Source organism: Streptomyces sp. NPDC002779 (assembly GCF_042888685.1).
GTDB lineage: Bacteria > Actinomycetota > Actinomycetes > Streptomycetales > Streptomycetaceae > Streptomyces.
In genome coordinates, this window is sequence record NZ_JBIAQC010000006.1 from 505665 (window position 1) to 515331 (window position 9667).

At 70.6% G+C, this 9667-nt stretch carries 8 protein-coding genes and 1 pseudogene; 6 read left to right on the top strand and 3 right to left on the bottom strand.

The features are described from left to right. Window positions 1-2: 2 nt before the first annotated feature. The 3 genes from ACFYW5_RS20385 (at window position 3) to ACFYW5_RS20395 (ending at window position 3458) form a co-directional block, all read left to right on the top strand. Window positions 3-1136, top strand: coding sequence for an SIS domain-containing protein (locus ACFYW5_RS20385; protein WP_389418415.1), 1134 nt, complete (start codon window positions 3-5; stop codon window positions 1134-1136). A gap of 64 nt (window positions 1137-1200) precedes the next feature. Next, a complete protein-coding gene (manA, locus tag ACFYW5_RS20390) occupies window positions 1201-2352 on the top strand; it encodes a mannose-6-phosphate isomerase, class I (RefSeq protein ID WP_389418416.1) in 1152 nt (383 codons plus the stop codon). Between the two features lie 125 nt (window positions 2353-2477). After that, entirely contained in the window at window positions 2478-3458 is a 981-nt protein-coding gene (locus ACFYW5_RS20395) for a cation diffusion facilitator family transporter (RefSeq protein ID WP_389418417.1), read from the top strand. Window positions 3459-3524: 66 nt separating this feature from the next. On the opposite strand, the gene lepB is transcribed toward ACFYW5_RS20395, so the two are convergent. Both lepB and ACFYW5_RS20405 read right to left on the bottom strand, forming a co-directional pair. Further along, window positions 3525-4202, bottom strand: a complete 678-nt coding sequence (gene lepB / locus ACFYW5_RS20400) for a signal peptidase I (RefSeq protein WP_389418418.1) — start codon at window positions 4200-4202, stop codon at window positions 3525-3527. 148 nt (window positions 4203-4350) lie between these two features. Continuing rightward, window positions 4351-4452 (bottom strand): annotated as a pseudogene (locus tag ACFYW5_RS20405) (PTS sugar transporter subunit IIA); the annotation flags it as partial. 433 nt (window positions 4453-4885) lie between these two features. Here ACFYW5_RS20405 and ahcY point away from each other — a divergent pair. Further along, window positions 4886-6343, top strand: coding sequence for an adenosylhomocysteinase (gene ahcY, locus ACFYW5_RS20410; protein WP_389418419.1), 1458 nt, complete (start codon window positions 4886-4888; stop codon window positions 6341-6343). A gap of 188 nt (window positions 6344-6531) precedes the next feature. Further along, window positions 6532-7146, top strand: coding sequence for a hypothetical protein (locus tag ACFYW5_RS20415; protein WP_389418420.1), 615 nt, complete (start codon window positions 6532-6534; stop codon window positions 7144-7146). Window positions 7147-7200: 54 nt separating this feature from the next. Here the strand turns inward: ACFYW5_RS20415 and ACFYW5_RS20420 are convergent, their stop codons facing one another. Then, a complete protein-coding gene (locus tag ACFYW5_RS20420) occupies window positions 7201-8154 on the bottom strand; it encodes an RDD family protein (protein ID WP_389418421.1) in 954 nt (317 codons plus the stop codon). A 130-nt stretch (window positions 8155-8284) separates the two neighbouring features. Between ACFYW5_RS20420 and ACFYW5_RS20425 the strand changes: the two genes are divergently transcribed. Continuing rightward, window positions 8285-9292 (top strand): stage II sporulation protein M, encoded by a 1008-nt coding sequence (locus tag ACFYW5_RS20425; RefSeq protein ID WP_389418422.1) that lies wholly within the window; start codon window positions 8285-8287, stop codon window positions 9290-9292. Window positions 9293-9667: the final 375 nt, after the last annotated feature.

Below are 9667 nucleotides of genomic sequence, written 5' to 3' on the forward strand. Positions count from 1 at the left end.
CCGTGCTCGACGAATCACTGCTCGACACCCCTGAGGCCCTCTCGGAGGCCGACCGCCGCGGCCTGCTGCGCGGAGCCGCCGAAGCCGGCGCCCGCGTCCGCACCGCCGCCCGGCACGCCGCCGAGGCCGGCGTGGCGGACCTCAAATCCGACGGCCGCCCCCGCGCGGTCCTCATCGCGGGCCCCGGCGCCGCCGCCGTCTGCGTCGCCGACCTGCTCGGCACGCTCGCCGGCGCGGTCAGCCCCGTCATCCGGCTGGCCCCCACAGGCGTGGCCCCGGCCGCCGGAGCGCTGCGCTGGGAGCTGCCCGGCTGGACCGGCTCCGTGGACCTGCTCCTGATCGCCACCCCGGACGGCACCGAGCCGGGCCTGTCCCTGCTGGCGGAGCAGGCCTATCGCCGGGGCAGCACTGTCGTGGCCGTGGCCCCGGCCGACACCCCCCTCGCCGAGGCCCTCGAGGCCTCCCACGGCCTGTTCGTGCCGATGGCGACCGCCCCCTACGAAAAGGGCGACACCCCCCTCTCCGCCGCATCCGCCCCCGGCGTGCTCTGGGCGCTGCTCACCCCGCTGCTCGTCCTCCTGGACCGCATCGGCCTGCTGGCCGCCCCGGCCGACGCCCTGGAGAAGGTCGCCGACCGCCTCGACCAGATCGCCGAGCGCTGCGGACCCGCCGTCGCCACGTACAGCAACCCCGCGAAGACCCTGGCCACGGAGCTCGCCGACGCGCTCCCGGTGATCTGGACCGAGGGCACCTCGGCCGGACCGGCGGGCCGCCGCTTCGCCGCCGCCCTCGCCGAACTCGCGGGCCGCCCCGGCGTCGTCGCCGAACTCCCCGAGGCGCTCGCCGCGCACAGCGCCCTGCTAGCGGGCCGGATGGCGGCCGCCGCGGACCCGGACGACTTCTTCCGTGACCGGGTGGAGGAGGCCCCCGCGCTGCACGCGCGCGTGGTGCTGCTGCGGGACCGTCCCGGCGGCGGCCTCAGCGCCGCGTCCGCCGCCCGTGAGCTGGCCCTCAGCCACGACACACCGATCAGCGAACTGGAACCGGAGGCCGGCGGTGAGCTGGAGACCCTCGCGGAGCTGATCGCCTACACGGATTTCACCGCCGTTTACCTGTCGCTCGCTTCGGGCGTCTGATCTGGCCAGGACGCCCTGACCGTCGTACGCGGAGGAAACCCGCGTCGTACGCAGAGAGAACCGCATGGACCGCCTCGACAACACCATCCGCCCCTACGCCTGGGGTTCCACCACCGCGATCCCGCAGCTGCTCGGGGCCGAACCCACCGGGGAACCGCAGGCGGAGATGTGGATGGGCGCCCACCCGGGCGCCCCCTCGCGCACCGGCCGGGGCACGCTCGTGGACGTCATCGACGCGGACCCGGAGCGGGAGCTCGGGCACGCGTGCGTGGCCAAGTTCGGGCCCAGGCTGCCCTTCCTGCTCAAGCTCCTCGCCGCCGGCGCCCCGCTCTCCCTGCAGGTCCACCCCGACCTGACGCAGGCGAAGGAGGGATATGCCGACGAAGAGCGCCGGGGCATCCCCCTCGACGCCGGCCACCGCAACTACAAGGACGCCAACCACAAGCCCGAACTGATCTGCGCCCTCACCGAGTTCGACGGCCTGTGCGGCTTCCGTGACCCGGTCCAGGCCGCCGGTCTGCTCGACGGCCTCGGCGTCGACTCCCTCAAGCCGTACGTCGATCTGCTGCACGCCCACCCCGAGGACGCGGCCCTGCGCGAGGTGCTCACCGCGATCCTCACCGCCGACCCGGACGAGATGACCCGCACGGTCACCGACGCCACGGCCGCCTGCGTTCGCCTCGGCGGCGCCTACACGCCGTACGCCGAACTCGCCCATCACTACCCGGGCGACCCCGGCGTCATCGCCGCGATGCTCCTCAACCACGTCCGGCTGCAGCCCGGTGAGGCCCTGTTCCTCGGCGCCGGCATCCCGCACGCCTACCTCGACGGCCTCGGCGTCGAAATCATGGCGAACTCCGACAACGTCCTGCGCTGCGGACTGACCCCCAAGCACGTCGACGTCCCCGAACTCCTGCGCATCGTCCGCTTCGAGGCCGCCGACCCGGGCGTACTGCGCCCGGAGGCGTCCCCGGACGGCGAGGAGGTCTACGAGACCCCGATCGACGAGTTCCGGCTCTCCCGCTACGTCCTGCCCGAGGGCACCGCCGTCCACGACCTCACCCGCGCCACCGCGCAGATCCTGCTGTGCACGGCGGGTGCGGTCCGGGCGGGGGAGCACGAGCTGACCCCCGGTCAGTCGGTCTTCGTCCCCGCGGGCGAGAGGGCCGAGGTGAGCGGTACGGGCACGGTCTTCCGCGCCACTGTGATCGTATGACCGGCGCTGTGGAGGCATGACGCGCCGCACCCGGGCAAGGCTGCAACAATGGCGCACCGGCAAAGGACGGGCAAAGCCACAAGGGGCTCTGCCCGGGACGGCGTACGAAGGGACAACGCGAACACATGAGCGCGTCAGGCGGCACCAAGGCGATCGTGGCGGCACTTGTCGCCAACCTCGCAATCGCGGTAGCGAAGTTCGTGGCGTTCCTGTTCAGTGGCTCGTCCTCGATGCTCGCCGAGTCGGTGCACTCGCTGGCCGACTCCGGCAACCAGGGCCTGCTGCTCGTCGGCGGCAAGAAGGCCAAGCGCGAGGCGACCCCGCAACACCCCTTCGGCTACGGCCGCGAGCGGTACATCTACGCCTTCCTCGTCTCGATCATCCTCTTCTCCGTCGGTGGCATGTTCGCCCTGTACGAGGGCTACGAGAAGATCAAGCACCCGCACGAGATCACGCACTGGTACTGGCCGGTGGGCGTCCTGGTCTTCGCGATCATCGCCGAGACCTTCTCCTTCCGCACCGCCATCAAGGAGTCCAACACGCTACGGGGCAAGAAGTCCTGGAGCGAGTTCGTCCGCCACTCCAAGGCACCCGAGCTGCCGGTCGTCCTGCTGGAGGACCTCGGCGCGCTGGTCGGCCTGATCCTGGCGCTCGCCGGTGTGAGCCTGGCCCTCGCCACCGGTGACGGCGTCTGGGACGGCATCGGCACCCTGTGCATCGGTGTGCTGCTCATCCTGATCGCGATCATCCTGGCGATCGAGACCAAGTCGCTGCTGCTCGGCGAGGCCGCGGGCATCGAGGAGGTCCAGAAGATCGAGGCCGCGGTCGTCGACGGCGACACCGTCACCCGCATCATCCACATGCGCACGCTGCACCTCGGCCCCGAGGAACTGCTCGTCGCCGCCAAGATCGCCGTCCAGCACGACGACACGGCCACCGAGATCGCCGCCGCCATCGACGCCGCCGAGTCGCGTATCCGCGCGGCCGTCCCGATCGCCCGCGTGATCTACCTGGAGCCGGACGTCTACAGCGAGGCCGAGGCGGCCCGCGGCGCCGACCGTGAGGCATCGCCCGGCGGCCCGTCCCACGAGGGCGCCGGCCACTGACGACCCGTCACGACGAAGGGGTCCGCCGAGTGGTTCGGCGGACCCCTTCGTCGTACGGCACGGGCGTCACAGATGCTCGGGCCACAGCACCGCCTGCTGCGCCGGCCGCCGCCGCACCACCCGGGCCCCGATCGCGAGCACGAACCCGAGCAGCGCGACCACCAGCCCGAGAAACGCGGCGGCCCCCAGCAGCAACGGCCCCGTGAAGCTGTCGATCACCCGCCCCTCGACGGCGCCGACGGGCACCGTCCCACCGTGGTCCTCGGGGAAGGCCCGCGCGTCACGCGAGTTCAGCCGGTGGTCGCCGAGCAGGAACAACCGCCCCTCGGGCACGGTCACGTCGTACGGCTGACGCAGGCCGTCCGCGATGCCGTCCCGCACATACGACTCGCGCAGCCGCTCCCCGTTGACGGTGAGCGCCTCCCGGGGCGTGTCCTGCCCGTCGCAGCATGCCACCCGGTCGCCGCCCACCCCGATGACGCGCTGCATCACCTGCACGCCGGGCCCGTACCGGTCCGGCGCCGAGAACAGCACCACATCGCCCGGCTCCACCTCGTCCCCGTCGACGCGCTCGGCGACGATCCGGTCGCCGACGGCGTACGTGGGCGTCATGCTCTCGCTGTTCACCTTGGACAGCACATACCCCGTCCGCAGCCACACCAGGGACCCGGCCACCAGCGTCAGCCCCAGCAGCCCGACCACCCAGGCCGCCACCGTGAGCCTGCGCGCCGTGCTCGCATCCATCGCCACTCCCTCCCCACGCGGAACTCCCGCGGCGGCAGAGCGTATCGACCTCCCGCGACCACGCCGGACGGCCCCACGGCCCACACGACCGCGGGCCCGCCGGATGGCAACGGGATCTCGTCGAGCACCCGTCCGACGGCTACCGGATCAGATGTTCATCGCCCGCGGCCGCCTCCGGTACGGCGATCATGAACACCAGTCTGGCCTTCGTACCGTCCAGCGAGCCCCACTCGACACCCTCCGCCGCCCGCCGTGTGCACCGGGCGGAGCGCACCCGCTCGATCAGCCGCTCCGGGTGTGAATGCCCTCGGAAAGCCCGATGACGTCCCTCTTTGCCCTGCCTGCCCTGCCATTCACCGGTGTCCTGTTATCGCTGCTGCGCCTCCTGTCAGACCTGTCGCCGACCCCACCCGTCGCCCCCCGCAGCTACCCGCGAGGGCCGTATCTCTACGAAGGCGGGCTGGGGTGGCCGGGTCGTCCGGTGTAGCTTGGGTGGGAGCCAGACGTCGCTGCTGATGGCGGTCGGTCGGTCCCGACACGGACCGGCCGAGGGAGAGAGGGCCTCCGACGGACTGCGCTGCGCGCACGCGGGCATGCCTGTGTCCTCTTCGGGCACCCCTGTGTCCGCCGCCGCGCAGACCAGCCCTACCCACCTCGACCCACACCCCGAGGAGCAGCTCGCAATGACGACTGTCGAGAACCGACAGGACTTCAAGGTCGCCGACCTCTCCCTGGCCGAGTTCGGCCGCAAGGAGATCACCCTCGCCGAGCACGAGATGCCCGGCCTGATGGCGATCCGCAGGGAGTACGCCGAGGCCCAGCCGCTCGCCGGCGCCCGCGTCACCGGCTCCCTGCACATGACCGTGCAGACCGCCGTCCTCATCGAGACCCTGGTCGCCCTCGGCGCCGAGGTCCGCTGGGCCTCCTGCAACATCTTCTCCACCCAGGACCACGCCGCCGCCGCCATCGCCGTCGGCCCGAACGGCACGCCCGAGAACCCGCAGGGCGTCCCGGTCTTCGCCTGGAAGGGCGAGACCCTGGAGGAGTACTGGTGGTGCACGGAGCAGGCGCTGACCTGGCCCAACACCCCCACCGGCGGCCCGAACATGATCCTCGACGACGGTGGTGACGCAACCCTCCTCGTCCACAAGGGCGTCGAGTACGAGAAGGACGGCAAGGTCCCCTCGGTCGACACCGCCGAGTCCGACGAGCACCGCGTCATCCTCGAGCTCCTGCACCGCACCATCACGGACGGCTCGCAGAAGTGGACCCAGCTGGCCTCCGAGATCCGCGGTGTCACCGAGGAGACCACGACCGGTGTCCACCGCCTGTACGAGATGCAGCGCGACGGCCACCTCCTGTTCCCGGCGATCAACGTCAATGACGCCGTCACCAAGTCGAAGTTCGACAACAAGTACGGCTGCCGTCACTCCCTGATCGACGGCATCAACCGCGCCACCGACGTCCTCATCGGCGGCAAGACCGCGGTCGTCTGCGGCTACGGCGACGTGGGCAAGGGCTGCGCGGAGTCCCTTCGCGGCCAGGGCGCCCGGGTGATCGTCACCGAGATCGACCCGATCTGCGCGCTCCAGGCGGCGATGGACGGCTACCAGGTCACGACCCTCGACGAGGTCATCGACAAGGCCGACATCTTCATCACCACGACCGGCAACAAGGACATCATCATGGCCTCGGACATGGCCAAGATGAAGCACCAGGCCATCGTCGGCAACATCGGCCACTTCGACAACGAGATCGACATGGCCGGCCTCGCCAAGATCCCCGGCATCGTCAAGGACGAGGTCAAGCCGCAGGTCCACACCTGGACCTTCCCCGACGGCAAGGTGCTCATCGTCCTCTCCGAGGGCCGCCTGCTGAACCTGGGCAACGCCACCGGTCACCCGTCGTTCGTGATGTCCAACTCCTTCGCGGACCAGACCCTGGCCCAGATCGAGCTGTTCACCAAGCAGTCGGAGTACCCGATCGGCGTGTACACCCTGCCGAAGCACCTCGACGAGAAGGTCGCCCGCCTCCACCTGGACGCGCTCGGCGTGAAGCTGACCACGCTCCGCCCCGAGCAGGCCGCGTACATCGGCGTCGAGGTCGAGGGTCCCTACAAGCCGGACCACTACCGCTACTGATCCGGACGCTCGATGGTCCGGACTCCTACTGTCCGGGCACCTACTGATCCGGACTCCCCGGTGAGCGCGTGTGCACTGACGCGCTCACCGGCAGCAGGTCCTCAGGGCAGGCCCCCGCACCCCCGTGCCGGGGGCCTGCCCGTCCGGCCCTCAGTGGCCGCAGCAGCCCGTCAAGACTCAGGACCCCCATGCCCCGCGGCCGGTATTCGCTCCACGATCCGCACGATCACACCCCCCTCGCAGAAGAACACTTCCACTGCGCGCCCGGCCCTTCCGGCTGGCGCTATGTCTCCCAGCTGACCACCCCGTCGGGCGATCACAACGGATCCGTCGACCTCACTCTCGACGAACTCGGCCGCCCCATCCGCCTCGAACTCCACGCCGGCGGCTGGCAGGTGCGCGGTGCCGCCCTCGACGGCGTCACCTGGGTCCGTACGGACCCCACCGGGGCCGACGCCACGGAAGGCAATGTGCCCGCCCACGCCTTCACCGGCACGTCCCCCGCGTTCCTGATCGCCACCACCCGTCTGCTGAACCTCACCCCCTCCGGATCCGCCACTCGCGTACGCCTCGTCGCCTTCACGGACCCAGTGCTCGCCCCACGCACCGTCGACCAGTCCTGGGCCCTGGTGAAAAGAGAAGCACACGCCACTGACAACGCCCCTCTGACCGTGGACGAGTACCAGGTCACAGCCCTGGACACGGGGGAGCAGCACGTCGTGCACATCGCCGGGGACGTGGTCCTCGCGGCGCCCGGGATCGAGCTGGAGGAGCTTGAGTCGCCGCCGTCCTCGTTCGGCTGAAGGTTGGCCTGGACGTCCGCCTGACGATCGTTCGTGTGAGCGACCCCGCGGCGATCACGCAGGCGGCACGAAGCCGGTGCCGGGACGTTCGGCTGAGGGCTTTTCGTACGGCGTGGGCGAAGTCGAGGGCGCAGGGCTCGTGGCAGGCGGCACTTCGAAGGCGGGCTGGGCGGTGGGGGGCCCGGTGGGAGGTCCGTATGCACCCGGCTCCGGTGCAGGCTGGGGCCAGCCACCGGTGGGCGCCGGGGCCGCCGCGGGTCCACCGGCGTAGGCCCGCCGGGTTTCCCGAACCTGCCGTTCCTGCACCACGGCCGCCAGATACGCCGCCGGCGGCACACCCGGCGGCACCTGGGTACCCGTACGAGCCGCCAGGTCAGCGGCCAGGCGCTCGGCCATCGCCAGACCGACCTGCGGATCCAGCTGCTGCATCCGCGTCAGGTACTGCCGGATGGCGAGCCAGAGCCCATCGGGCACCGCGGACAGATCCAACCCCGAGAACCGCCCGGCCAGCCACGGCGGAGGCGGCGGCACCAAGCCGCTCCGGGCCTGCGGCACCCGCTCCCGTACGACGAGGGTCCCCGCGAACACGTCCCCGAGCCGCCGCCCACGCGCCGAGACCAGCGACGCGATACAGGCGACGACCCCGAAGGTCAGCAGAATCTCGATGACGCCGATGGCGCCCCGCACCAGTGCATGCCGGAAGCGGATCGGCCCGCCGTCATCGCGCACCACACGCAGCCCGCACGCCAGCTTTCCGAGCGAGCGGCCATGGCTGAGCGTCTCGACCGCGATCGGCGCGCCCACCAGAACCAGAATGAACGACGCGATCGACACCGCGACCTGCGCCGCCTCGTCCAGGGACGCGGTGGCCGCCAGCAGACCGAGCGACACGGCGATGTAGGCAGCGACGGCCACGACCAGATCGAGCAGCACGGCTAGCGCCCTGCTGGGCAGCCTCGCAGGGCGCAACTCCAGCGCCACCGCCTCGCCCGTCACCAGCTCACTCACGCCCGACGTCCTTCCCCTGACCTGCCCCCGGAACGGCCAGTCTGCCAAGCTGAGGGCACATCGCGCCCCAGTACGACAAGCTGACATCCACGAAGAGCCGCCGACGACCAGCCGAGGAGCAGGCACGCAGATGGACCTCGACGTCTTCGTCACCGCGCACCGGGCCGAGTGGGACCGCCTCGACACCCTGCTCCAGCGCCAGCGCCGCCTGACCGGCGCGGAGGCGGACGAACTCGTCGCTCTCTACCAACGCACGGCCACCCACCTCTCCCTGATCCAGTCCAGCGCCCCGGACCCGCAGCTGACCGGACGGCTCAGCCAACTGGTGGCACGCGCGCGTAGCGCCGTGACAGGAACCCGACGCGCCTCCTGGCGCGACGCGACCCGCTTCCTCACGCACGGCTTTCCCGCCGCCGTCTACAAAGCACGCCACTGGTGGGTGCCCACCGCACTCCTGTCGACTCTCGTCGCCGCTCTCCTGGGCTGGTGGATCGGCACGACCCCCGAAGTGCAGTCGTCCATCGCGGCGCCGAGCGAACTGCGTGAGCTCACCCGCCCCGGCGGCCAGTACGAGACGTACTACTCCAGCCACCCAGCGGCCTCCTTCGCGGCGCAGGTCTGGACGAACAACGCCCAGGCCGCCGCACTCTGCCTCGTCCTGGGCGTCTTCCTGGGCCTGCCCGTCCTCTGGATCCTCTTCCAGAACATGCTCAACCTCGGCGTCGGAATCGGCCTGATGTCATCGGCGGGCCGTCTCGACACGTTCCTCGGCCTGGTCCTGCCCCACGGCCTGCTCGAACTCACGGCGGTCTTCGTCGCCGCCGGCACAGGACTGCGCCTCGGCTGGACCGTCATCGACCCCGGCCCGCGCACCCGACGCACAGCCCTCGCCGCAGAAGGCCGAGCCGCTGTGGGCATGGCGATAGGCCTCGCCCTGGTCCTCTTCATCTCCGGCGCCATCGAAGGCTTCGTCACCCCGTCCGGCCTGCCCACCTGGGCCCGGATCACCATCGGAGTCGTCGCCGAGCTGGCCTTCCTCGCCTACGTCTACGTCGTCGGCGGCCGTGCGGCGCGGGCCGGCGAGACGGGCGACGTCGAGGAAGCCGAGCGCGGCGCCACTGTGCCTACGGCTGCCTGATGTGCAGACACACCTGATGAGCTGCTAGTCTCCTCTTCGCCCCGAGAGAGCCGTTGACACGGATGGATCGGGGAGGTAGATTCGAACAGTTGCCTGGACTGGACGCGCTCCGGTCGGCGACAGCGAGTATCTAGCTGCTTCTTGAAGTATCGATCAAATCGATTACTGAGAAGCCCCTCCCGATGAATCGGAAATGGGTAGCCGGTCAGACCGGTCCGGAACTTCTGATAAAGTCGGAACCGCCGGAAAGGGAAACGCGAAAGCGGAAACCTGGAAAGCACCGAGGAAATCGGATCGGAAAAGGATCTGATAGAGTCGGAAACGCAAGACCGAAGGGAAGCCCGGAGGAAAGCCCGAGAGGGTGAGTACAAAGGA